Source organism: Rhizobium deserti (genome assembly GCF_004358025.1).
Classification (GTDB): Bacteria; Pseudomonadota; Alphaproteobacteria; order Rhizobiales; family Rhizobiaceae; genus Neorhizobium; species Neorhizobium deserti.
In genome coordinates, this window is record NZ_SMTL01000003.1 from 466,027 (window position 1) to 488,189 (window position 22,163).

A 22,163-nucleotide genomic window follows, 5' to 3' on the forward strand; every position below is an offset into this window, starting at 1 on the left:
TCACGCCGCCTTCTCCGGAGCCTTGGCGCCTGGAGCCTTCCAACCGGCAAGCATGCCTCTTACGGACAGGTCTTCATCGACATCCGGCCAGTGAACGCCGGCCAGCATGAGCTTGACATTGTTTCGTTGCGATGGGGTTGCATTGAGTAGACGTGGATACCACCAGAGCGGCGTCGACACGTGGCGGCCGTCTGCAAGACGAACGTGCAGATCATGCAGATCGCACCACGCTTCCGTAGGGCGCTCGCCCTCAGGGTAGGTATCATGCGAAATAGTCATGCCATGCCTCCATCATCTGCTGCCGATGTTCTGCAACGACCTCCACTATGCGTTTGAGGTCCCTTTGGCTAAAGCCCCCGGCCTCAGCCACGCGAAGGTCTGTCAACCATACTTTGGCTTCGTTTCCGTCGCCGTCAACATGGATATGCGGCGGCTCGTATCTGTCGCCGGAATAGAAGTGAAAACGGTATCCATATTTTATGAGGACCGTCGGCATCTCACTACTGGCTCAAGCCGCCGAACAGCGTCGGCATGTCGAGCGGGCGGAAACCGTAATGGTTCATCCAGCGGACGTCGGCGTTGAAGAAGTCGCGCAGGTCCGGCATGCCGTATTTCAACATGGCGATGCGGTCGAGCCCCATGCCCCAGGCAAAGCCCTGGTACTCGTCCGGATCGAGCCCGCCGGAGCGCAGCACGTTCGGATGGACCATGCCGCAGCCGAGGATCTCCATCCAGTCCGTGCCTTCGCCGAACTTGACGATCGGGCCGGAGCGGTCGCACTGGATGTCCACCTCGAAGCTCGGCTCGGTAAAGGGAAAGAAGGACGGCCGGAAGCGCATGGTGACGCTGTCCACCTCGAAGAAGGTCTTGCAGAATTCTTCCAGGATCCAGCGCATGTTGCCGACATGCGATTTCTTGTCGACAACCAGGCCCTCGACCTGGTGGAACATCGGCGAATGGGTCGCGTCACTGTCCTGCCGGTAGGTCTTGCCCGGAATGATGATGCGGATCGGCGGCTCCTGCGCCTCCATCGTGCGCACTTGCACCGGCGAGGTATGAGTGCGCAGCACCTTGCGCTCGCCCTTGTCGTCGGCGCCGAAGAAGAAGGTGTCGTGCATTTCACGGGCCGGATGGCCTTCCGGGAAGTTCAGGGCCGTGAAGTTATAGTAGTCCGTCTCGATATCCGGGCCTTCCGCAATCGAAAAACCCATATCGCCGAAGATCGCGGTGATCTCGTCGATGATCTGGCTGATCGGATGGATACGGCCGCGCTCGGCCGGCGAGGACCGCACCGGCAGCGAAACGTCCACGGTTTCCGCCTGCAGCCGCGCCTCGATGGCTGCGTCCTTGAGCACCGACTTGCGCATATTGATCGCTTCGGTGATCTCGCTCTTCAGCGCATTGATCGCCGCGCCGCGGGTCTGCCGCTCCTCCGCGGACATGGAGCCCAGCGTCTTCAGGAGCTCGGAAACGGAGCCCTTCTTGCCGAGCGCTGCGACGCGCACGGCTTCGATCGCTGCCTCGTCGCCGGCTGCGGCAATGTCGCCCAGAAGGTTGGTTTTCAGGTTTTCCAGATCGGACATGATGTCTTCCGTTGATGCTCGGCTCGTTCTAGCGTCACGCCGTGACGGGCAAAAGAAAACCCGCGCCAGTTTGAACCAGCGCGGGTTTCCCAAAAATCAATCAGCTCGGCGAGCCTGGGGAAGCGCTGGTCTTAGCGAACCGCGCTTTCAAACTCGTTGGTGGTGCCGGCGTCCTTGAGATATTCAAGCGCCTTCTTGGCAGCAGCAACCAGGGCGCCGAATGCTTCCGGCTCATGGATTGCCATGTCGGACAGAACCTTGCGGTCGACTTCGATGCCAGCCTTGTTGAGGCCGTCGATGAAGCGGCCATAGGTCAGGCCGGAATCGCGCACGGCGGCGTTGATACGCTGGATCCAGAGTGCGCGGAAATTGCGCTTCTTGACGCGGCGGTCGCGGGTTGCGAACTGCCTGGAGCGATCAACCGCTGCCTTTGCGGCGCGGATGGTGTTCTTGCGGCGGCCGTAGAAGCCCTTGGCTGCCTTCAAAGTCTTGGTGTGCTTGGCGCGGGAAGTTACGCCACGTTTTACGCGTGCCATGTCATGATCTCCTTAACTGATCCAAAAGTGACGAGGGGTCTCAGAGACCGTTCGGCAGGTAGTTCTTGATAACCTTCTTGCCATCGGGTTCGGCAAGGATCATCGTTCCGCGTGCATCGCGGATGAACTTGTTGGACCGCTTGATCATGCCGTGGCGCTTGCCGGCGGCAGCTGCAACGACTTTGCCGGTCGCGGTGATCTTGAACCGCTTCTTGGCCGCGGATTTCGTCTTCATCTTGGGCATTTTGCTACTCCAATCTTTTAAGAGAAGCCGACAGACGAGGCTGGCTTCAAGCATTTAGAACGGCCACGGCATGCCCTGCCGGACCGTTCGGACGCGCGCTTATAACCGCAGCCGGTTAAAAGCGCAATGGGCAAGAAAATGATTATGAAAGCCAGTGAATGGCGGCAGGATCGCCTGATGTATCAAGCGGTGCGGCGCTTATTTCGGCGCCAGCACCATCATCATCTGACGGCCTTCCAGCTTCGGCTCGGCTTCCACCTTGGCGATTTCCGTTGTGTCGTCCTTGACCTGAAGCAGCAGCTTCATGCCGAGTTCCTGGTGGGCCATTTCACGGCCACGGAACTTCAGGGTCACCTTGACCTTGTCGCCTTCTTCGAAGAAGCGGTTCATCGCCTTCATCTTCACCTCATAGTCATGGGTGTCGATGTTCGGACGCATCTTGATTTCTTTGATTTCGACGATCTTCTGCTTCTTGCGAGCTTCGGCCGCCTTTTTCTGGTTCGCGTATTTCAGCTTGCCCAGATCGAGGATCTTGCATACCGGCGGATCGTTGTTCGGCGAAATTTCAACGAGATCGAGCCCGGCCTCTTCAGCCATCTTGAGAGCGTCTTCGGTCGCGACGGCACCGAGGTTTGCACCTTCGGCGTCGATCAGCTGGACCTTGGGAACGCGAATTTCCCGGTTGGAGCGTGGCCCGTCCTTAACTGGGGCATCGGTTTTGAATGGTCTGCGGATGGTCGTATTCTCCTAGATTGTTTCCCAGCAGCAACGACTTTCAGAGCGTCTGGCTTGCGGCAGACGGCAATGTCGTCATCACTTCGACGAAGTCAATAGCACAGCTCGGCAGAAAAATCACCTCCCGTCATTGCCCCGAAATATGATTTATAGCCGCCTTTCTTCAAGGAGAACGCCATGACCACCAGCCCCCTTAATCAACCTGCCATGCTGACCGTCGGCAAAGGTGACCAGTCGCGTGACATCGCAATTCTGGCGAGATCCGCAGGCAGGCGTGGTCAGGGCACGACCCTGTTATGGCTCGGCGGCTACCGCTCCGACATGACGGGCACCAAGGCGGCCGAACTAGATGCGCTGGCGGGCGAACTCGGCATTGCGGCGATCCGTTTCGATTATTCCGGTCACGGTATTTCCGGCGGCGCCTTCCGAGACGGAACGATTTCGCGCTGGCTGGAAGAGGCGCTGGCGGTTGTCGATCACGTCAAGCCGAAGCGGGTGCTGCTGGTGGGCTCGTCCATGGGCTGCTGGATTGCGCTTCGGCTCGTCCAGGAACTGAAAAAGCGCAAGAAGGCGCCACAACTGGACGGCCTCGTGCTGATCGCGCCCGCGCCGGATTTTACCGCCGAACTGATCGAGCCAAGCCTAACCAACGTGCAGCGCCAGTCGCTCAGCGAGCGCGGTTATTTCGAGGAGCATTCCGCTTATAGCCCGGAGCCGAACATCTATACCCGCGACCTGATCGAGGACGGTCGAAAAAATCTGGTGATGACGGGCATTATAGAGACAGGCTGCCCGGTTCACATCCTGCAGGGCATGAAGGACCCGGACGTCCCTTACAGCCATGCACTGAAGCTTCTCGAATTCCTGCCCGCCGACGACGTGGTTCTGACCTTGATCCGGGATGGAGATCATCGCCTTTCGCGTCCGCAGGACATTGAAAAGATGCGCGCTACGGTCAGATCATTATTAATTAATGATTAAAAATTGGGCTGGGACCCAAATGCCGCAGTCTTAACCATAAACGTAGACGATGACAGGTTAACGAAACCTGAACGTTGACTTAACGGCCCCTGCGACCTTAACGTTTCATTAGGACTTTAAGGGACGGGTCGAATGAGAATAGCCTTGCAGGCACGGCGCTTAGCCGTGATCCTATTGAGTGTTCTTGTACCCGTGAGTGCCGCCATGCCGGCACCACGGCCGATAGCATCGATGGAAACTGGCGCTTTGACGTCGCAACCCATCGGCCACTACGAATTCTGCGAAAGAAATGCTGCGGAATGTGATATCAAGAGCCGCTCTGCCCCGGCGCCGAAACTGAGCGCCCGCGGCTGGGAAATGGCACGCGACATCAACAAGGCAGTCAACGCGCGCTATATCGCCCGCACGGACAAGGAAAGCTACGGCAGGGAAGAAGTCTGGGCCTATCCCACGACTTTCGCTGACTGCGAGGACTTTGCCTTAGAAAAGCGCAAGGAGCTAGCGGCAGCCGGTTTCGCCCTTTCGGATCTTCTTATGACGGTCGTGCGCAAGCCGGATGGCGAGGGCCATGCGGTCTTGACGCTGCGCACCTCGGATGGCGACTTCATACTAGACAATCTCGATAACGATATCATGCCCTGGTATGCGACGTCCTACACGTTCCTGAAGCGTCAGGCTTCGTTCAACACGGGACGCTGGGTGACAATCGAGAATGGCCGCGACGTTCTCGTCGGCGCATTGCGCTGATTACGCCCAGCCGTTTGAAGCTTCACAACCCGCCCTGCTTGCAGCGGCGGGTTGTTCTTTTTATTGTCGGTGAATCGGAAGCTGTTGCCTTCGAGCCGGAGCGCGGGAGGCTCCGGAACTGAACGGGTGGGTGCAGGACGTGAAGACAGGTTTGCACCGCGCCATGGGAACGGCAACGGCCGCTTTGCCCATATGGCTGACCGCACTGCTGCTGCTTGCGCTGTCGACTGTGGCTGGGTTGATCGTTTCGGAGAACTACAACAATGCGCTGAAGGAAGGCGAGGCACGCGCCGTATCCTCAGCGCATGTAGTTGCCGCGCATATGGAATGGATGATGGAGGCGAGCGATCTCGCTCTCCGGCGCATTGAAGCTTCGCTAGGCACGCGCCCTGTCGAAGCCTCTGCGCAACTCGTGGAGGACCTTTCGCGGGCCGTTGGCGAACTGCCGGCAGGCTTCGAATACGCGCTTCTCGATCAAATGGGCACGATGCGTTTTTCCAGCAATGCCAGCAGCACCTTGCCCGATCATTCCGCCCGCCTTTACTTCAGTCGCCTGAAGGAAGGCGAAGAGCTCACATTCAGCCGTCTTGCCGACGAGGACGGCATTGGTCGGCCATCCTTCATCATTGCCCGGCGCATCGGCCGCGGCGTCGATTTTCGTGGCGTCGCCAGCATTACCATACCCAATGAAAACCTCGATCGCTTCTGGGCTTCCATGGACCTCGGGCCTAATTCGACGATAGCGGTGCTGCGCGACGATGGCTGGCTGGTTGCCCGACGGCCGGTCGCTCGCCAGGCCGTCGATCTTAGCCAGACGGAGTGGTTCCCACTGACCCGCAAGCAGACCTCCGGCTTCTATCATAGCTCGGTGTCACCGATCGACGGCTTGTCGCGTATCGTTGCCTTCTGGAAGGTGCAGGGCTGGCCGCTCATTGCGCTGGCCGCCGTGGAGCGACAGGAAGTACTCGACCAGTTCTGGCGCAACCTGTTTTCCGACGCGCTGCTGATGGTTCCTCTCATGGCGGTGCTGGTGCTGGCGGCCATCTGGATCAACAGGCTTCTTTATCGCACCGCCGTGCGCAACGAGGAACTGGAACAGGCGCTGGAGCGAAATCGGTTCCTGCTGCGGGAGATTCATCATCGGGTGAAAAACAATCTGCAGGCCGTGCTGGCCCTCGTGCGTTTGCAGCAATTGCCCTCCGAAGCCCGCGAAGACATGTCGCGGCGGATTTCGGCAATGATTGCCGTGCATGAGCAGATCTACGAGACGGACCAGTTCGAGCGCGTCGAGGTGGCGCCCTATATCACCAAACTGGTGCATGACATCGCCTCCGGATATGACGCGGCGGTCCAGATCCACCTCGAGCTCCAGCCGCTGACGGTCGACCGCGACCAGGCGCTGCCGATCGGCATGATCGTCAACGAAGTCGTCTCGAACTCCTTCAAATATGCCTTTGCCGGCCGATCGACCGGCACGCTTTCGGTCAGCCTGCGCGAGGAAGACAATGTGCTTCACCTCGTTGTTCGCGACGATGGCCCGGGAATCGGACCGAGCCTGCGGCCGCGCGGTATGGGCACCAAGCTGATCACCAATTTCGTCCGGCAACTCGGCGGCCGATCCAGCCTGCAGAACGACGAGGGCGCGGTGTTTTCCTTGACCGTGCCGCTCGAAGTCGCTTCACAGCCAGCAGACTGAATGGAACGCAGTCCGAATGGATGCCGGGATTTTGCCCGGCCAGGCCTCACGCGTTTCCGATCATGATGCCGGCTGCCAGAACCAGGCAGCCGCCGAGCACGACCTGAAAGACGGCGCGGATGAACGGCGTTTCCATATAGCGGTTCTGGATGAAGGCGATCGCCCAGAGTTCGAAAAAGACGACTATGCCGGCAACGACCGTCGCCGTCCAGAAATGCGGGATAAGATAAGGCAGGGCATGGCCCAGGCCGCCCAGTGCCGTCATGATACCGGATGCCAGGCCCCGCTTGAGCGGCGAGCCGCGGCCGGAAATCTTGCCGTCGTCATGGGCGGCTTCCGTAAACCCCATGGATATGCCGGCACCGACCGAGGCCGAGAGGCCGATCAGGAAGGTCGACCAGGTATTGCCGGTCGCAAAGGCGGCCGCGAAGATCGGCGCCAGCGTGGACACCGATCCATCCATCAGCCCGGCCAGGCCCGGCTGCACATAGGTGAGGATGAACTGGCGCCTGGCCGTCTGATCCTCCTCGTTCCTCATCTCACCCGAAACATGTTTTTCGTCGAGCATGCGGGCAATATCCTCATGCCCCTCTTCCGCCAGGGCCAGGTCCCCGAGAAGCGCCCGCGTCCGCGCATCGGAAACCTGCTTGGCCGCCTCGCGATAAAAGCGGGCCGCCTGCTCCTCCATGGCCTCCGCTTCCGCTCGCACAGTCTCGAGCGACAGGTTCTTTCGCAGCCAGTCCGGCTTGCGCTGGTAGAAACCGCGCACATGCTCGCGGCGGATCAACGGAATGCGCTCGCCGAAACGCGACCGGAACATTTCGATCAACATGTTCTTATGGGTCTGCTCCACTTCGGCCATGTCTTCAAAGACCTTGGCCGAGGCCGGAAACTGCTGGCGCAGGCTGTCGGCATAAGCCAGGTAGATGCGCGCATCTTCCTCTTCCGAGGCTATGGCAAGGGCCAGGACCTCGTCTTCGCCGAGCGACTGGAGCGACCGTTTGGAACCGGGCAGAAAGCGACCGAACATGAGTATGCCTTTCTTAGAATCATTCTAAACTATCTGATGCTAAGGAAAATTCAAGGGGCGATCAAGACGGGGCAAGTTCGGCAGTTTGAACTGCAGTAAGCTTTTCCTGCACGCAAGATTACGCATTCGATGCTGCAATGCAGCGCAACTTTCCGAATTTTTTACTTGCCGGTCGCGAAATGTTCGGCTTAAGAGCGACGCCAGAGATCACCGCAATCCCTTCGCAAAGAGGCAAGCTCGCATGAACCGCAGAAAATTCTTCCGGCAGGCCGGAACGGCCGGCATCGGCGCTGTCGCCGCCACCGCGCTTGCCGCACCGGCCCTTGCCCAGCAGAGCCCCAAGATCACCTGGCGGATGACCTCATCCTTCACCAAGAACACCGACACGCTGTTTGCTGCCTGCACCGACATCGCCGAAAGCGTGAAGGAAGCCTCGGATGGCAATTTCACCATCCATACCTTTGCTGCCGGCGAAGTGGTTCCCGGCCTTCAGGCGGCCGACGCGGTTGCCAATGGCACGGTCGAAATGGCGCATACCTGCAGCTATTATTATATCGGCAAGGACCCAACCTTCGCGCTTGGAACGGCCATCCCCTTCGGCCTCAATGCGCGCATGACCAATTCCTGGTTCTCGGTCGGCGGCGGCAATGAGCTGCTCAACGAATTCCTGTCGGGCTACAACCTTTATGCCCTGCCGGCCGGCAATACCGGCGCCCAGATGGGCGGCTGGTTTCGCAAGGAGATCAACACGATCGAGGACCTCAAAGGCCTCAAGATGCGGATTGCCGGCCTGGCCGGTCAGATCATGCAGAAGGTCGGCGTCACACCGCAGCAGATCGCCGGCGGCGACGTGTATGCGGCGCTCGAAAAGGGTACGATCGACGCGACCGAATTCGTCGGTCCCTATGACGACCAGAAGCTCGGCTTCGTCAAGGTTGCCAAATACTACTACTACCCCGCCTGGTGGGAAGGCGGCCCGGCCGTGCACGCCTTCTTCAACCTGGAAAAGTTCAAGGCCCTGCCGCTCAGCTATCAGCGGATGCTGAAGGACGCCTGCGCCAATGCCAATGCCAATATGCTGGCCCGTTATGACGCACGTAACGCCAAGGCGCTGCGGCAGCTCGTATCGGAAGGCGCGGTGCTGAAATCCTTCAACCAGCAGATCCTCGACGTCAGCTACAAGGCGGCGCAGGAGACCTATGCCGAGATCAGCGCCAAGAACCCTGCCTTCAAGAAGATCTACGACAGCCAGCAGGCCTTCAAGAAGGAAGCCTATCTGTGGAACCAGATCGCCGAATACACCTATGACACGTTCATGATGATCCAGCAGCGCAACGGCACGCTCTGATCCCTGGTTGACGACCGAGAAGCCCGGGCGTAATCCCGGACTTCTCCGTCCAAGGCGCCTGGCAAGAGGACCACGCCTGGCGGCAGCATCCGACGGCTCGCCAATTAAATCTGCCGGTCGCCATTGCTTATCCGCTGAAGACGCCTATATTGACGCTATCGAATTGGTTGCGACCTTTGTCTACGAGCCTCAGGCTCCGCTCAGATTTCCTCTCAAATATCGATCTTTTTGGACAGGACATCGTCCATTTCTCGCGATTGAAAGGAAATCGTCATGAATACTGGCACAGTAAAGTGGTTCAACAGCACCAAGGGCTTCGGCTTCATTCAGCCTGACGATGGCTCGACCGACGTGTTCGTTCACGTTTCGGCTGTAGAGCGGGCCGGCATGGGTTCCTTGCAGGAAGGTCAGAAGATCTCTTACGAGATCGTTCGCGACCGCAAGTCCGGCAAGAACTCGGCTGACAACCTTCGGGCCGAGTAAGAATGTCATTCGCCTCTGCTGACCACGGATGTACTGGCAGCGAGCGCTTGAATGGTGGAAGAGGTCGGGGTTGCACCCGGCCTTTTTGTTTTACTCCGACGGTCCTTAGGGATTAGGAGAGAAGAATGAGCCTGAACGTTTATGGTGTTGGCGATGTCCTCGTCCTCAAGGCAGGGCTGACCCGCACGGCGATCGGCAACCGCACATGCCGCGTCCTCGGACTACTCCCGGCGGCCGAGCGTGGCGAGCAACAATATCGCGTTCGGTTCGGCAGCGAGAATTTCGAGCGCCGCATCGTCGCAAGCGATATAGACACGAACGAAACCTCGTCCTTTGTCAAACAGGACGAGACCTCTTTGGAGATTGCCGGCGAACCATGGCTGAAGCCGGCCAGCATGCGCATCGGCAAATTGCCCTTGCACCGATAGAACGCGGTTCGCCCGCAATAGAAGGATGATATTTTTGCAGGTTTTGGTAAGAGACAACAACGTCGATCAGGCACTTCGCGTGCTGAAGAAGAAGATGCAGCGCGAAGGACTTTTCCGTGAAATGAAGGCGCGCAGCGCCTATGAAAAGCCGTCTGAAAAGCGTGTCCGCGAAAAGGCCGAAGCGGTTCGTCGATTCCGCAAGCTCGCGCGCAAGAAGATGCAGCGCGAAGGCCTGCTTCCCATGCCGAAGAAGGCAGCAATCCCAGGTCGTCCCCCGCGTCCCTGAGGCTCTTCGTCCCGATTATTGCTAGGAAGGAGGATATTATGACTGCCACCAAGGAAGAATTCTTCAATCCCGTCAAGCTTTCCGCGCGCGACAAGGCAGCGGCAACGGATCACACCGCCCGCTCGATCATCGCGGCCGAGGCGAACGAACGGGAAAAGAAAACGGAAAAGCTCCGGCTTCTTCGCCAGGAGCGCGAAGCCGCCGAACCCGCGCCGGTCAAGGCGAAGGGGCGCAAGGCGCCGACAGATCATTGACCTTCGAAAAAAGCTCGGCTCCGCCGGGCTTTTTGTTTGCCGAGACCTGGAATCGGGATCACGCTGTTTGAACTGTTTCCGTTTGCCGCGGCAAAGGCGGAAAGGCCAGCGCGATGAGGACGGCTGCGAGCCCGACCAGCGATGAGCCGATGAACAGCCCGTTGTAACTGTTGTACTGGTCGAAGGCCCAGCCGCCGGCCAGCGGGCCGAAGGCCATGCCGATGCTGGACAGCAGGCTGGCGGCGCCGAGCACCGTTCCCATGCTCCTTGCCGGGAAATATCCCGCCGCCAGCACGGCATAAAGCGGCATGACGCCGCCATAGGTGCCGCCGAATATGATCGCCAATGCGTAAAACTGCGTGAGATCCGCCGCCATCGTGTAGGCGGCGATGACGGCCGCCTGGATCAGCAGCCCGGCGATCAGCACCGGCTTTGGCCCGAACCGGTCGCCCAGCAGGCCGTAGACGATCCGCCCGCCAAGCCCGGCGGCTCCCTCCAGACTGTATATGCTGACCGCCGCCATGGGCGCGATGCCGCAGGACATGGCATAGCTCACCATGTGGAAGATCGGTCCCGAATGGGCGGCGCAACAGGCAAAGAAGGTGAATGCCAGAACGAGGAATTGCGGCGAGCCGAGGATGTCGGCCAGCGGCACGCTTCCGGCCTGCCGTGCGCTCCCGGCTTGCGTCACGCTTTCGGCGTGCGGCGATGTCTCCGCTGCCGGGATCGGCGTGGGCGCCGGGTTGCGGACGAGCCATGTGGTGGGCAGGAGAATAAGCCAGGCGCCTAAGCCGATCAGCAGCATTGCGGTGCGCCAGTCCCCATAGGCGGCAATCAGCCAGCCGGCCAAGGGTGAGACGGTCATCGGCGCCATGCCCAGGCCTGCCGACACCAGGGAGACTGCAAGGCTGCGGCGGTCGCTGAACCAGGCCATGGTAAGGGCGATCATCGGCGCCAGGAAAGCGCTCGCGGACAAGCCGACGAGGCAGCCGTAGACGATCTGGAAGGCGAGCAGGCTCTGGACGCGGCTGGCCAGCACGAGGGCGAGACCGAGCAGAAGAGACCCTGCCAGAACGACGATGCGGGCGCCGAACCGATCGCTGGCCGCCCCCCACATGAAGCCGCCAAGCCCCATGACGATGAAGTTGATGGCCATGGCGCTGGATATGCCGGCTCTGGACCAGCCCGTCGCAACCGCGATCGGCTCCAGGAAAATGGCAAGCGAGAACATGGTTCCGGCGGCGATGCATCCCATCAGCGCGCCCGCGCCGACAATCACCCATCGATAATTGCTGGTCATCAAGCTTCCTCCCCCACGGTGGTACGCTCGTCGGTGCCTTGACAAGCATCGATGCACCCAAGGACGAACGAGACCTGCCTTGCCCGACATTAAGCGTCAGGTTTTTTCAGCCGGCAACCGCACAAACGAAAAGCCCCGCCGAAGCGGGGCCGTCATGGCGGGAAGAAGGGTGGCGGATCAGTTGCGGCCGTCGTTGGGGCGAGCCTTGTCGCCACCTTCTTCGCGGGTGGTCGCGGTCTTTGCATCCGGCTGCTGGCCGAAATTCGTGCCGCCGAGATGCCCGCCGGCATTGGTCTGAGCCACCTGATCCTCGGCCCGCTTCTGGGTTTCCTGTGCGTCGCTCTTGCTCATGGTCATCTCTCTTTCGTTATCGTTCGGATGTCTAACCGCTTTACGAGGCGAATGTTCCTCTGTCCTTTGATGTGCGAGAACGCCACTTGACGGACTGCGGCCGAACGCCTATTCGGAAACGATCGTTTCCTATTAGGCTATAGCCATGGACATCCGCATTGCAGCCGACACCGCAGCCCGCACTCCGGGACGGCCTCGGGAGTTCGAAATCGAGCAGGCGCTCGACAAGGCTATCATCGTCTTTTCGGCAAAAGGCTATCACGGCACCTCGATCTCGGATCTGAAGGAAGCCATGGGCCTGACGGCCGGCAGTCTCTACAAGGCGTTCAAGGACAAGAAAGCGATCTTTCTCGCCAGCTTCGACCGCTACAAGCAGGTGCGCAATGCGGTGCTGGATGCAGAACTGCAAAAGGCCGTCGACGGGCGCGACAAGGTATTGCGCATGCTGCGCGTTTATTCCGATGCATCGCTGGGCGAAGCCGGGCGTCGTGGATGCTTGGTGGTCGGCACCGCCGTCGAACTGGCCGCCTATGACACGGAAGCCGCCGAGCGGGTGCAGGCCTCCATGAGCCGTACGGAAGACCTTCTGCAGGCGCTTGTCCGCCAGGGCCAGGCGGACGGCTCCATCCGTTCGTCCATGGATGCTGCCGATATGGCCCGGCTGCTGCTCTCGGTGGTCTACGGATTGAGGGTGATCGGCAAGACCGGGCCCACGCCGGAACACGCCTCTTCCATCGTGGATGCGGCGATGAAGCTTCTCGATTGAGATCAAGACAATTCTATTTTCCTCCCAGGAGATTTTTATGACAAGCAATACTGCAACGGCCGGCCCGGTCGCCTCCGCCATGTCGGCGGGCATGACATTCATGATGGCGGCGGCCTGCGGCCTCATCGTCGCCAACCTTTATTACGCCCAGCCCCTCGCTGGCCCGATTGCCGCAGCCATCGGCCTGCCTGCCAGTGCCACCGGCCTGATCGTCACGCTCACGCAGATCGGCTATGGGCTCGGCCTGCTGCTGATCGTGCCGCTTGGCGACCTGGTCGAAAACCGCCGGCTGATCATCACCATGGTCGCCGCCGCCACCGTAGCGCTGATCGCAGCCGGGTTGTCGGAAACGCCGGGACCTTTCCTTGCCGCTTCGCTGGCCATCGGGCTTGCCTCGACGGCCGTGCAGATGATCGTACCCTTTGCGGCAAGCCTTGCACCGGACGCCATGCGCGGCCGCGTCGTCGGCAATGTCATGAGCGGCCTGATGGTCGGCATCATGATGGCGCGGCCAGTGGCCAGCGTCATCGCCCGCTTCTCCTCCTGGCACCTGGTCTTCTTTCTGTCGGCGGGCGTGATGATCCTCGTCGGTCTCGCATTGGCCTTCGTGCTGCCTGCGCGGATGCCGCAGACAAAGCTCTCCTACGGCGCGCTTTTGGCCTCCATGAGCCGCCTCTACGCGACGCAACCGGTCCTGCGCCGGCGGGCCTTCTATCAGGCCTGTCAGTTCTCGAGCTTCAGCCTGTTCTGGACGGTGACGCCGCTGGTGCTGGCCGGTCCCGGCTTCGGGCTGAGCCAGGCCGGAATTGCCCTATTCGCCCTGGCAGGCGTCGCCGGCGCCATCGCCTCGCCGATTGCCGGACGGCTGGCCGACCGGGATCTGAGCCGGCCCGCGACGGTCTTCGGCATCCTTTCGGTGGCCGCCGCCTATCTGATCAGCCACATGGCGCCGGAAGGCTCCACCGCGGCTCTGGTCATCCTGACGGCTGCGGCCATCCTGCTCGATTTCGGCGTCACCATGACGCTGGTGATCGGCCAGCGGGCCATTTTCGGCCTCGGCGCAGACCTGCGCTCCCGCCTCAACGGGCTGTTCATGGCGACCTTCTTCGTCGGCGGAGCCCTCGGCTCGGCCATCGGCGCTTGGGCCTTTACCCAGGGCGGCTGGATGCTCGCTTCGTCGATCGGCCTCGCCCTGCCGGTCGTTGCACTTCTCTACTTCCTGACCGAGAAGCGCGCCTGACAAAAAAGCGGCCGCAGTCTGGCGGCCGCCGCGAACCTCGATCATGTTCGAGACGGTCCTCGAACATGATCGAGGTCGCATGACGGCTAAGCCGCTCCCATGCTGGCCTCGTCTCCAACCGGACGAGGTCCCTCATGAACGCTGTAACGCTCCTTCTTGCTGTCTCCCTTTGCGCCAGTGCCACAACCCTTTTCGCCGCAGATCCTGTCGGCGTGGCCAAGATCAGCGTCGTCACCCAGGATTATCCGAGGCCGCTGGCCGCAACCATCTGGTACCCGGCAGATGCCACAGGTGCCTCCGTTGCGGCAGCGCAGGACCGCATCTTCGAAATCCCCTCCGCATCGCAGGAGGCCGAGATCCGCAAGGGCCGCTTCCCCCTCATCCTCCTGTCGCATGGATCCGGCTCGCGTGCCGAAGGCATGGGCTGGATCGCTTTCAAGCTCGCGCAGGCCGGCTTCATCGTCGCCGGCACCAATCATCCCGGCACGACGAGCGGCGATTCCACGCCGGCTGCAACGCCGAAGATCTGGGAAAGAACACAGGACATTTCCGCGCTCATCAGCGCGCTTGAGGTCGATCCGAAATGGAGGGCCGCAATCGATCTCGACCGCATCGGTGCTCTCGGCTTCTCGCTCGGCGGCACGACCGTGCTGGAACTGGCTGGCGCCCGCGGCGATCTTGGCGCCTATATCCGCTATTGCGAGGAGAACCTCGCCATGATGGATTGCCGCTGGTTCAAGGGCGGCCGCGGTTATGCGGCAGGCGAGCAAGTCGCCGTCGCGCCCTTTGATCTCCGTAGCGTCGACCGGCAGCGCTTCGAACAGTCAAACCGCGATTCGAGGATCACCGCCGTCGTGGCCGTCGATCCGGGGCTTGCCACGGTTTTTGAGCCGGACAGTCTCAGGAACGTCGATATTGCAGTCACTCTCGTCAATCTCGGCAGTGTTGGCGAAATTCCGCTGGCGGTGCTTTCAGACCAGTTGGCACGGCAGATTTCCGGTGCAACCTATGCGCAGATCGACAAGGCCGACCATTTCAGCTTTTTGCCGATCTGCCGGCTGGGAGCCGCGGAATTTTTGAAATCGGTCGGCGAAACCGACCCGATCTGTGTCGAAACGGAGCGCCCGCGCGCCGAAATCCACGACGAGCTCGTGGCGCTGATCGCCGCTGCCTTCGAGCGCAGCCTGAAAGCCGCCAATTGAGGCATCCGGCGGGAGGCCTGTCAGGCCTCCCGCCCCTTCAGGCGATCCGCTTGTAGAACAGCGTCGTGCCGCAAAAGCCTCCCTGTGGCCACATGGCATAATCGGGGATGACGCCAACCCGCTGCCAGCCGAAGCGCGGATAGATGCTTTCCGCTTCCGAGCCGGTCGCCGTGTCGAGCACCAGAAGCGTGCGGCCGCGCCTCGCCGCTTCGGCTTCCACCGCTTCCATCAGCTTGCGCGACAAGCCGAGACCCCGGGCCGAGCGATGCACCAGGAGCTTCATCAGGTCGCCACGATGCGGCTGGTTGGGCTTTGATGCCAGTCCCACCTGCACGGTCCCGACCACCTTTCCCTCGTGTTCGGCCACGGCAAGGATGATGCTTCCTGCTTGGACGCTGTCGGCGATCTCCTGCCAGTAGGACACCGCATCGGCCGGCCCGTAAGGTTGCATGAAGCCGAGCGAGGCGCCGCCATTGACGCAGTCGGAGAGCGTTTCGCTCAAATCGGGAATGGCGTCCCGGGCTTGGTCGGCGGTGAGGATGCGGATCGTCGTCATGTCGTTTCTTTCCCTTGAAACTCTGGTCTTCGCTTGAAAAAGTCCGGGTTGAAATTCTAGCGGCCGCGGTCGAGGATCACCGCATAGCGGGCAGGCCTGTCCGACGGGTTGTGGAAATCGAAGGCGTCGCCGATGTCCATGAACAGGCAGTCGCCGGGCTGCATCCTGTGGACCGTTTCGCCAAGGACCATGTCGAGCACGCCTTCGAACAGCCAGACATGCTGGGTCATCACCCGGCTTTCCTCACGCGGCGGAAAGCTGACCCGCGCGCCGGCGGGAAACTGCACCTCGACGATATCCACCCGGCTCGGCATGCCCGGCGGCGAAACGGAACGGCGCAGATAACCCGTATGCGGATCGCGCCACAGCTTCTGTTCACCTTTGCGGCTGAGCGGAGAGCTTGCCGGCTGCTCGTCGGCAAAGAAGGCCGACAGCGAAAGCCCCAGCGCTTCCGAAAGCCGTGCCAACAGGGCCGCCGTCGGGCTCGCCTCGGCTCGCTCGATGCGCGAGATCATTGCGCGGCTGACGCCGGAGCGGCTTGCCAGTTCCTCGAGTGTCAGATCATATCGTGCCCGCAGCCCTTTCAGGCGTGCGCCAATCGCCGCATCTACCGTATCAATGCTGTTTTCCATCATGTGAGATTATCTATCTCTTATGATGGATTCAAGCGTCATTCCGTCCGGCAGCTTTTTTGTTGGCCCATGGCGTTTCCGCGATAGCCTCCCGGCATCCGCTTGCGCTAAGGGAAACGCATTCTTCTGCCGGACAGCTTCCGGTGGTCCATGCCTGCCGGAGCGCCGAAATGAACGGGCACGTACAAGACAAGGCTTCGCCCTTTTCGATTGCCAGCATCGTCATCTCCATGACGATCGCGGCCATCGGCAGCGGCATCATGGCCACCTACGTTCCTTTCGTGCTGACCCAGCAAGGCGCCACCTGGGCGGCGCGGCTTGCCGTGCCGGCACTCGCCTTCGGCGGCCTGCTCGGCTGCGTGCTGGCCGGGCCGCTGATCCGCCGGGTCGGCCATGCGCGCTTGTTCGCCTGCTCCATGGCCATGGTCATCATCGGCGCCGTGCTGGTGGCCGCCGATCTGCCGCCGATCTGGTGGATCATTGCCCGCGGCCTTTACGGTGCCGCCTCGAACGTCAACTTCATCATCGCCCAGAGCTGGCTCAACCATGCCGCCTCCAATGAATGGCGCGGTCGGGCCATGTCCTTCTTCTACATGACCTTCGTGCTCGGCCTCGGCGGCGGCGCCTGGCTGTTCGGGCAGATTTCCACCGACGGCAATCTGGCGCCGCTGGTCGTCGTCTTCGTCACCGCCCTGTCGATCCTGCCGATCGGCCTGACGCGGCTGCCCAATCCGCCGGCGCCGGCCAGCGTCAGCGTCAATGTCCACATGGTCTGGCGCATTTCGCCGGTCGGCCTGGTCGGCGTTCTCGCTTCCGGCGGGCTGTCCATGGTGGTGCAGGGCTTCACGCCCATCTATGCGACGCTGAACGGCGTCAGCCAGGGGGAAGTGGCGCTTCTGATGCTGGTCATGCAGACCGGCCTCCTGTTCATCCAGTATCCGCTCGGCATCATCTCCGACCGCCTCGACCGTCGCGTCGTGCTGCTGATCACCTGCGGCCTGATCGTGCTGGCCGGCACGGCCGCCGTATTCGTCACCTTCTCGACTTTCATTCTTTTGATGATCGTCTTCCTCGTCTTCGGCGGCGCGGTGGAAACCGTCTACTCGGTCGCCAATGCCCATGCCAATGACCGCGCCGATCCGGGCGATTTCGTGCCGCTCTCGTCGACGCTGCTGGTTGCCTGGTCAACGGCCGCCACGATCGTGCCGCTCGGCGTCACCTTTCTGGCCCCAGCCTTCGGCCAGCAGACCTTCATCTACGCCATCATCCTGGTCGCCATCGCCTATGGCGGCTACATCGTCTGGCGGCTGAAGGAGCGCGGCCCGGCGCCGGAAGCGGAGCGCGAAAACTATGAGGTGCGCAGCGCCCAGCTTCCCAACGCCGCCGCGCTCACCGAGCCCGGCGCCACCAACCCCCAGAGCCGCACGCACTGATCCTCAACAAATGGTTATCTTTCCGCTTTGCGGCAAAGATTCGCACTGCTATATGCGCCAGCCATGAGCACCTCTTCGCGCACGCCCCTTGACCATATCCGCAACTTCTCGATCGTCGCCCATATCGACCACGGCAAGTCGACGCTGGCCGACCGGCTGATCCAGACGACCGGCGGCCTCGCCGAGCGCGACATGTCGGAACAGGTGCTGGATTCGATGGATATCGAGCGCGAGCGCGGCATTACCATCAAGGCCCAGACGGTGCGCCTGCACTACAAAGCCAATAACGGCGAAACCTATATCCTCAACCTGATCGACACGCCCGGCCATGTGGACTTCGCCTACGAAGTCTCGCGTTCGCTATCGGCCTGCGAGGGCTCGCTACTGGTTGTGGACGCATCCCAGGGGGTGGAGGCGCAGACGCTCGCCAATGTCTATCAGGCGATCGACAACAATCACGAGATCGTCACCGTTCTCAACAAGATCGACCTGCCGGCCGCCGAGCCAGACCGGATCCGCGAGCAGATCGAGGAAGTGATCGGCATTGACGCTTCCCAGGCCGTGCTGATTTCGGCCAAGACCGGTCTCGGTATTCCCGACGTGCTGGAAGCCATCGTCCACCAACTGCCGCCGCCCAAGAGCGAGCTCGGCGAAAAGGGTCCGCTGAAGGCGCTGCTGGTTGACAGCTGGTACGACACCTATCTCGGCGTCATGGTTCTGGTGCGCATTCTCGACGGCGTGCTGGCCAAGGGCCAGACCATCCGCATGATGGGCACGGATGCAAAATACCAGGTCGAGCGCGTCGGCGTGCTCACACCGAAAATGCTGGCCGTCGACAGCCTTGGCCCAGGCGAGATCGGCTTCTTCACCGGCTCCATCAAGGAAGTTGCCGATACCCGCGTCGGCGATACGATTACCGAGGACAAGAAGCCGACCGCCCACGCGCTGCCGGGCTTCAAGCCGGCCCAGCCCGTCGTGTTCTGCGGCCTCTTCCCGGTCGATGCGGCCGATTTCGAGGACCTGCGCGCCGCCATGGGCAAGCTTCGCCTCAACGACGCCTCCTTCTCCTTCGAAATGGAATCCTCTGCAGCTCTCGGCTTCGGTTTCCGCTGCGGCTTCCTCGGCCTCCTGCATCTGGAAATCATCCAGGAACGGCTGGAGCGCGAGTTCGATCTCGACCTCATCGCCACCGCCCCTTCCGTTGTCTACAGGCTGACCATGACCGATGGCTCGGAGCGCGAGCTGCACAATCCGGCCGACATGCCCGACGTGGTCAAGATCTCGGAAATCCAGGAGCCCTGGATCAAGGCGACGATCCTCACCCCCGACGACTATCTCGGCGGCATCCTGAAACTCTGCCAGGACCGGCGTGGCATCCAGACCGAACTGACCTATGTCGGCAAGCGCGCCATGCTCACCTATGAGCTGCCGCTCAACGAAGTCGTGTTCGACTTCTACGACCGCCTGAAGTCGATCTCCAAGGGCTATGCCTCGTTCGACTATCATCTGCACGGTTATCGCGAGGGCAATCTCGTGAAGATGTCGATCATGGTCAATGGCGAGCCGGTCGATGCGCTGTCCATGCTGGTCCACCGGTCTGCGGCCGAAAAGCGCGGCCGCGACATGTGCGAAAAGCTGAAGGACCTGATCCCGCGCCACATGTTCAAGATCCCGATCCAGGCGGCGATCGGCGGCAATGTGATTGCCCGCGAAACGATTTCGGCCATGCGCAAGGACGTCACGGCAAAATGCTATGGCGGCGACGCAACGCGCAAGCGCAAGCTTCTCGACAAGCAGAAGGAAGGCAAGAAGCGCATGCGGCAGTTCGGCAAGGTGGACATTCCGCAGGAAGCGTTCATCGCGGCCTTGAAGATGAAGGACGATTGAGCGGGGAAAACCTTTCAATCCCTCGCCTGCAAGACAGGCTCAGTTGATCCCCTTATGCTGTCACCCGAAGCCGCCACGGAAGTCGCAGCTTGCCAGGAATTGCAAATCCGGTAGCTTGCAGTCTCGGAGCATTGAAGCTTTCGGAAGAGGGAGTGCCATGCAAAGCTCTCGCAAGGGTCTGTTTGTCGCGCTGGCCATGATCATTGCCGGCGTGGCCGGCTTTTTCCTGTTTCTTTATGTTACCGGACATGATCCGGACGAAAGCCCGCTCACCCTTATGGAATGGGTCATTGGCGGCATGCTCATCGGACCCGGTTTTGGCTATCTGACCAAGTGGAGAAAGATGAGAGACGGCTGAAGCTCGCAGCTTCCGGTTCAAGTCTAGGCTCCATATCGCACAGAAGTAGCATCCCGTAGTTTTTTATCCATCTGTTTAATGCGGTTGAAAGCCCATTGGCTGTAATGAGGCATGACCGTCATTGAGCCGAAGCGACACCATGAATTACGAAGAAAACCGCCTTCACGCGCTTACGAGCCTCAATCTCCTCGACACTGCGCCCAGTGAAAGCTTCGACCGTATCACGAGAATGGCGAGCCAGATCTTCCAGCTTCCTATTGCCGCTGTCTCACTAACGGATCATGATCGGCAGTGGTTCAAGTCGAAGGTCGGCATCGATCACGACACCATCCCCCGGAAGAAGGCACCTTGCGCACAGGTCGCGGACTCCTCCGAACTTCTGGTTATCGAAGATTTCGAGGATGACGAACGATATTGTGATAGTCTCCTCGGCGTCAGCGGCATACGTTTCTATGCGGGAGCTCCTCTCAAGACACGGGAAGGCTACTGTCTCGGCGCTTTGTGCGTTCTCGGCACGGAGCCGAGGACAGTCACCGAGGCCGAGAGTTCGGCGCTTCAGGATCTGGCTTCCATGGTCATGGCGCAGATCGAACTGCAGCATGCATTTGGACGCATTGACCCGATCAGCGGCCTACCGAACCGCATGCAGTTCAGTGATGATCTGGCGGATCTGAGCCGGGATGCACCCGATGAGGACAGGATTGCAGTTGCGCTGGATCTTGCCCAGCCGCATCAGATGGAACGGCTGTCGGCTGTTATGGGGCCTGAAGCTTGCGAACAGGTCGTCCGGGATGCCGCCCGCTCGCTGACGACCTTCCTGGGACGCGGAATCCAGGTTTACCATGTCTCTGCGATGCAGTTCGTGTTCTTGGCGCCGACCGGCGTTGATGCGGTGAGCTACAAGTCGTCTCTCCTGACGCTGCTGGCATCTCAGCTCGTTGGGGCGGAAATCAAATACTCAATCACTCCCGTATGTGCCATGTCGGCGATCAAGCCTCGCTCGACGTCATCTGCCGATTGTCTCAGGGCGCTTTCCAGTGCGGTTCAGGAAACACGGGCGGCAGAAGAAACTGTCGGCCTGTTCTCCAACAGCCTTGATGCGAACTACCGCAGGAAGTTTCGTCTCCTGAACGATTTTGCGGCTGCCCTGCAGGATCCGAGTCAGCTCCGCATTGTTTTGCAGCCTCGGATCGATCTCGCCTCCGGCGAGATAGTCTCGGCTGAAGTCCTGCTCCGCTGGAGCCATCCGGAACTGGGCGAGGTCTCGCCGGCAGAGTTCGTGCCGGTCATCGAGAACAGTGCGCTCGCATGGCCTATGACAAAATGGGTGCTGAAGGCAGCCTGTGCGCAGCTTGGGAAGTGGCAGAAGCAGGGGATAGCCATGAAGCTATCCGTCAATTTCGCGGCCAGCAACCTCCGGGAAGACGTCGTGGGAGAGGTGTTGGCGCGGCTTGCAGCCCATAATCTTCCCCGCAAAGCACTCGAGATTGAATTGACGGAAACGTCGTTGATGCACAACAGCACCCAGATTCTCTCCAAGCTCGACCAACTGGTGGAGCAGGGAATCGGTCTTGCGATCGACGACTTCGGCACCGGCTATAGCAGTCTTTCCTATCTTCAGCGGCTTCCGGTCAGCGTCGTCAAGATCGACCGGTCCTTTATCGGGGCGCTTGGCGACGGCTCGCGCGAGCAGAAGCTCGTGCAGTCGATGATCCGGCTTTCCCATGAAATGGGATATCGTGTGGTCGCAGAGGGGATAGAAATCCCCGAGGCGGCCGACCTTCTCAGCTCAATGGGCTGTGATGAGGGCCAGGGCTACTGGTTCGCACGCCCGCTCGAACTCTCGCTGTTCGACGACTTTTACGCCCGTCAAACCATGGCCGGCATTGTATCTGCTGCCTGATCCCGCTTCTTTATGTCACCGGACATAATTCTGACGAGACCCCCCTCACCCTTATGGAATGGGTCATTAGCGGGATGCTCATCGGACCCAGCTAGGCTATCTAATCAAGCGGATAACGACGAGACGACTGGAGCCCGCGGCTTTAGTTCTGCTGTCTGCCCTGATTAAACAGGGTGTCCTCGTC

The 22,163-nt window shown here is 60.7% G+C and carries 26 protein-coding genes; 15 read left to right on the forward strand and 11 right to left on the reverse strand.

What is annotated here, in order from left to right:
• The 6 genes from E2F50_RS14355 to infC all read right to left on the reverse strand — a co-directional run bounded on the left by E2F50_RS14355 (position 1) and on the right by infC (position 3,098).
• Entirely contained in the window at positions 1-279 is a 279-nt protein-coding gene (locus E2F50_RS14355; RefSeq protein ID WP_133316846.1) for a DUF2442 domain-containing protein, read from the reverse strand.
• The gene (locus tag E2F50_RS14360; RefSeq protein ID WP_133316847.1) at positions 263-496 is read right to left on the reverse strand and encodes a DUF4160 domain-containing protein; all 234 of its coding nucleotides are present in this window, start codon (positions 494-496) and stop codon (positions 263-265) included. The genes E2F50_RS14355 and E2F50_RS14360 overlap by 17 nt, the downstream gene beginning before the upstream one ends.
• Positions 497-500: 4 nt before the next feature.
• Positions 501-1,583 carry a phenylalanine--tRNA ligase subunit alpha gene (gene pheS / locus E2F50_RS14365; protein WP_133316848.1) on the reverse strand — a complete coding sequence of 361 codons (1,083 nt, stop codon included), beginning with the start codon at positions 1,581-1,583 and terminating at the stop codon, positions 501-503.
• A gap of 131 nt (positions 1,584-1,714) precedes the next feature.
• Positions 1,715-2,119: a 50S ribosomal protein L20 gene (gene rplT, locus E2F50_RS14370; protein WP_133316849.1), complete on the reverse strand. Its 405-nt coding sequence runs from the start codon at positions 2,117-2,119 to the stop codon at positions 1,715-1,717.
• A 40-nt stretch (positions 2,120-2,159) separates the two neighbouring features.
• Entirely contained in the window at positions 2,160-2,363 is a 204-nt protein-coding gene (gene rpmI, locus E2F50_RS14375) for a 50S ribosomal protein L35 (protein ID WP_007751830.1), read from the reverse strand.
• A gap of 198 nt (positions 2,364-2,561) precedes the next feature.
• Positions 2,562-3,098 carry a translation initiation factor IF-3 gene (gene infC / locus E2F50_RS14380; protein ID WP_133316850.1) on the reverse strand — a complete coding sequence of 179 codons (537 nt, stop codon included), beginning with the start codon at positions 3,096-3,098 and terminating at the stop codon, positions 2,562-2,564.
• 177 nt (positions 3,099-3,275) lie between these two features.
• Here infC and E2F50_RS14385 point away from each other — a divergent pair, with 177 nt between their 5' ends.
• The 3 genes from E2F50_RS14385 (at position 3,276) to E2F50_RS14395 (ending at position 6,522) form a co-directional block, all read left to right on the forward strand.
• Positions 3,276-4,079 (forward strand): alpha/beta hydrolase, encoded by an 804-nt coding sequence (locus E2F50_RS14385; protein WP_133316851.1) that lies wholly within the window; start codon positions 3,276-3,278, stop codon positions 4,077-4,079.
• Between the two features lie 204 nt (positions 4,080-4,283).
• A complete protein-coding gene (locus tag E2F50_RS14390) occupies positions 4,284-4,826 on the forward strand; it encodes a transglutaminase-like cysteine peptidase (RefSeq protein ID WP_342635736.1) in 543 nt (180 codons plus the stop codon).
• A gap of 139 nt (positions 4,827-4,965) precedes the next feature.
• Positions 4,966-6,522 (forward strand): sensor histidine kinase, encoded by a 1,557-nt coding sequence (locus tag E2F50_RS14395; RefSeq protein ID WP_133316853.1) that lies wholly within the window; start codon positions 4,966-4,968, stop codon positions 6,520-6,522.
• 46 nt (positions 6,523-6,568) lie between these two features.
• Here the strand turns inward: E2F50_RS14395 and mbfA are convergent, their stop codons facing one another.
• Positions 6,569-7,552: an iron exporter MbfA gene (gene mbfA, locus E2F50_RS14400; protein ID WP_133316854.1), complete on the reverse strand. Its 984-nt coding sequence runs from the start codon at positions 7,550-7,552 to the stop codon at positions 6,569-6,571.
• A 241-nt stretch (positions 7,553-7,793) separates the two neighbouring features.
• Between mbfA and E2F50_RS14405 the strand changes: the two genes are divergently transcribed.
• The 5 genes from E2F50_RS14405 (at position 7,794) to E2F50_RS14425 (ending at position 10,351) form a co-directional block, all read left to right on the forward strand.
• A complete protein-coding gene (locus tag E2F50_RS14405; RefSeq protein ID WP_133316855.1) occupies positions 7,794-8,900 on the forward strand; it encodes a TRAP transporter substrate-binding protein in 1,107 nt (368 codons plus the stop codon).
• A gap of 273 nt (positions 8,901-9,173) precedes the next feature.
• Positions 9,174-9,383 carry a cold-shock protein gene (locus tag E2F50_RS14410; RefSeq protein WP_133316856.1) on the forward strand — a complete coding sequence of 70 codons (210 nt, stop codon included), beginning with the start codon at positions 9,174-9,176 and terminating at the stop codon, positions 9,381-9,383.
• Positions 9,384-9,508: 125 nt separating this feature from the next.
• The gene (locus E2F50_RS14415; RefSeq protein ID WP_133316857.1) at positions 9,509-9,811 is read left to right on the forward strand and encodes a cold-shock protein; all 303 of its coding nucleotides are present in this window, start codon (positions 9,509-9,511) and stop codon (positions 9,809-9,811) included.
• A gap of 34 nt (positions 9,812-9,845) precedes the next feature.
• Positions 9,846-10,097 (forward strand): 30S ribosomal protein S21, encoded by a 252-nt coding sequence (rpsU, locus tag E2F50_RS14420; RefSeq protein WP_133316858.1) that lies wholly within the window; start codon positions 9,846-9,848, stop codon positions 10,095-10,097.
• A 38-nt stretch (positions 10,098-10,135) separates the two neighbouring features.
• Positions 10,136-10,351: a hypothetical protein gene (locus tag E2F50_RS14425; protein ID WP_133316859.1), complete on the forward strand. Its 216-nt coding sequence runs from the start codon at positions 10,136-10,138 to the stop codon at positions 10,349-10,351.
• Positions 10,352-10,409: 58 nt separating this feature from the next.
• Here E2F50_RS14425 and E2F50_RS14430 read toward each other — a convergent pair whose 3' ends face one another.
• The gene (locus E2F50_RS14430; RefSeq protein ID WP_133316860.1) at positions 10,410-11,651 is read right to left on the reverse strand and encodes an MFS transporter; all 1,242 of its coding nucleotides are present in this window, start codon (positions 11,649-11,651) and stop codon (positions 10,410-10,412) included.
• 177 nt (positions 11,652-11,828) lie between these two features.
• Positions 11,829-12,002: a hypothetical protein gene (locus tag E2F50_RS23235; protein WP_202615460.1), complete on the reverse strand. Its 174-nt coding sequence runs from the start codon at positions 12,000-12,002 to the stop codon at positions 11,829-11,831.
• Between the two features lie 145 nt (positions 12,003-12,147).
• Between E2F50_RS23235 and E2F50_RS14435 the strand changes: the two genes are divergently transcribed.
• The 3 genes from E2F50_RS14435 (at position 12,148) to E2F50_RS14445 (ending at position 15,210) form a co-directional block, all read left to right on the forward strand.
• Positions 12,148-12,768, forward strand: coding sequence for a TetR/AcrR family transcriptional regulator (locus E2F50_RS14435; RefSeq protein WP_133316861.1), 621 nt, complete (start codon positions 12,148-12,150; stop codon positions 12,766-12,768).
• Positions 12,769-12,805: 37 nt separating this feature from the next.
• Positions 12,806-14,008, forward strand: a complete 1,203-nt coding sequence (locus E2F50_RS14440) for an MFS transporter (RefSeq protein WP_133316862.1) — start codon at positions 12,806-12,808, stop codon at positions 14,006-14,008.
• Positions 14,009-14,142: 134 nt separating this feature from the next.
• The gene (locus E2F50_RS14445; RefSeq protein ID WP_133316863.1) at positions 14,143-15,210 is read left to right on the forward strand and encodes an alpha/beta hydrolase family protein; all 1,068 of its coding nucleotides are present in this window, start codon (positions 14,143-14,145) and stop codon (positions 15,208-15,210) included.
• Positions 15,211-15,247: 37 nt separating this feature from the next.
• Here the strand turns inward: E2F50_RS14445 and E2F50_RS14450 are convergent, their stop codons facing one another.
• Entirely contained in the window at positions 15,248-15,766 is a 519-nt protein-coding gene (locus E2F50_RS14450) for a GNAT family N-acetyltransferase (RefSeq protein ID WP_133316864.1), read from the reverse strand.
• Positions 15,767-15,822: 56 nt separating this feature from the next.
• Positions 15,823-16,401 (reverse strand): helix-turn-helix domain-containing protein, encoded by a 579-nt coding sequence (locus tag E2F50_RS14455; RefSeq protein ID WP_133316865.1) that lies wholly within the window; start codon positions 16,399-16,401, stop codon positions 15,823-15,825.
• 167 nt (positions 16,402-16,568) lie between these two features.
• Between E2F50_RS14455 and E2F50_RS14460 the strand changes: the two genes are divergently transcribed.
• From E2F50_RS14460 to E2F50_RS14475, 4 genes are all read left to right on the forward strand, one after another.
• Positions 16,569-17,831: an MFS transporter gene (locus E2F50_RS14460; RefSeq protein WP_133316866.1), complete on the forward strand. Its 1,263-nt coding sequence runs from the start codon at positions 16,569-16,571 to the stop codon at positions 17,829-17,831.
• 63 nt (positions 17,832-17,894) lie between these two features.
• Entirely contained in the window at positions 17,895-19,718 is a 1,824-nt protein-coding gene (lepA, locus tag E2F50_RS14465; RefSeq protein WP_133316867.1) for a translation elongation factor 4, read from the forward strand.
• A 157-nt stretch (positions 19,719-19,875) separates the two neighbouring features.
• The gene (locus E2F50_RS14470; RefSeq protein ID WP_133316868.1) at positions 19,876-20,076 is read left to right on the forward strand and encodes a hypothetical protein; all 201 of its coding nucleotides are present in this window, start codon (positions 19,876-19,878) and stop codon (positions 20,074-20,076) included.
• A 139-nt stretch (positions 20,077-20,215) separates the two neighbouring features.
• Positions 20,216-21,979, forward strand: a complete 1,764-nt coding sequence (locus tag E2F50_RS14475; protein ID WP_133316869.1) for a sensor domain-containing phosphodiesterase — start codon at positions 20,216-20,218, stop codon at positions 21,977-21,979.
• The last annotated feature ends 184 nt before the right edge of the window (positions 21,980-22,163 follow it).